The following is a 1,189-nucleotide window of genomic DNA, read 5'->3' on the forward strand; positions in this document are numbered from 1 at the left end:
CCGATACATCGGAGCGCTTATATATTTTAAGAAATTAATCTCTTACTTTTTCTTCTCAGCTGAGCTACCCAAATCGATTACGATAGGAGTAGAGATACATAATGATGAATATGTACCGATGATACGGCCGATTAACAAGGCGAAGATGAATCCGCGGATGCTATCGCCACCGAAAATAAAGATTACCAATAACACGAAGAATACGGTTAATGAAGTTAAGATGGTACGACTTAATGTACTGTTCAACGCGAAGTTGATTAAGTTGTTACGCTCTTCACCATGTAAATCTTCTTTGCCAGATTCTTTTAATTTCTCACGGATACGATCGAATACAACAACTGTTTCCGTCATGGTGTAACCCATTACCGTTAAAATTGCTGCGATGAAATCCTGACCGATTTCTAATGAGAATGGCATAATACCGTCTAAAATAGTGTAGAAAGATAATACCATTAACACATCATGGAACAATGCGATTACCGCACCTAAACCATACTGCCATTTTTTGAATCGTACTACGATATAGATAAACATGAATAAACATGAGATCAATACCGCATAGAAAGCACCGTTTACGATATCACTTGCAATGATAGGCGTTACTTTTTGTGAACTTACAATTTCATATTTAGAACCGGCTAAACCTTTGTTTAAAGCATCTTCTACAACTTTATCAGTTTTAATGTCCTGATCTTCGATGTGGAAAGTAGTAGTAATTTTTACCTGGCTATCTTCACCTGCAGTTTTAACCTCAGGCGTTTCGTTACCGAAAACCGGGTTTAACTTAGCTTTTAAATCTTCAGTGTTAACTGCTTTATCGAAGTGAACCAAATAAGTTCTACCCCCTTTAAAATCCACACCTAAATTTAAACCACCATTTTTGAAATACATACCAATACCAGCAATAATAATGATGGTAGAGATTACGTAGTAAATTTTACGACGGCCAACGAAGTTGAAACTGATGTTTTTAAATGCGTTACGGGTAATGCTGTTATCGAAACTTACATCGATTTTGCGGTTTAATAACGATTCGAAAACTACTCTCGAAATGGCTACAGCTGCAAATAATGAAGAAAGGATACCGATACATAATGTAGTTGCGAAACCTTGAACCGGACCGCTACCAAAAACGTAAAGGATAGCACCTAAAATAAATAAGGTAACGTTTGAGTCAATAATTGAAGGC

The 1,189-nt window shown here is 36.5% G+C and carries 1 protein-coding gene; it reads right to left on the reverse strand.

What is annotated here, in order from left to right:
• Positions 1-42 precede the first annotated feature (42 nt).
• Positions 43-1,189, reverse strand: a 1,147-nt coding sequence (gene secF, locus AC1DND_RS28165) for a protein translocase subunit SecF (protein WP_477586190.1), incomplete at its 5' end; no start/stop codon positions are given.

The organism is Pedobacter sp. 01N416, from assembly GCF_056399685.1.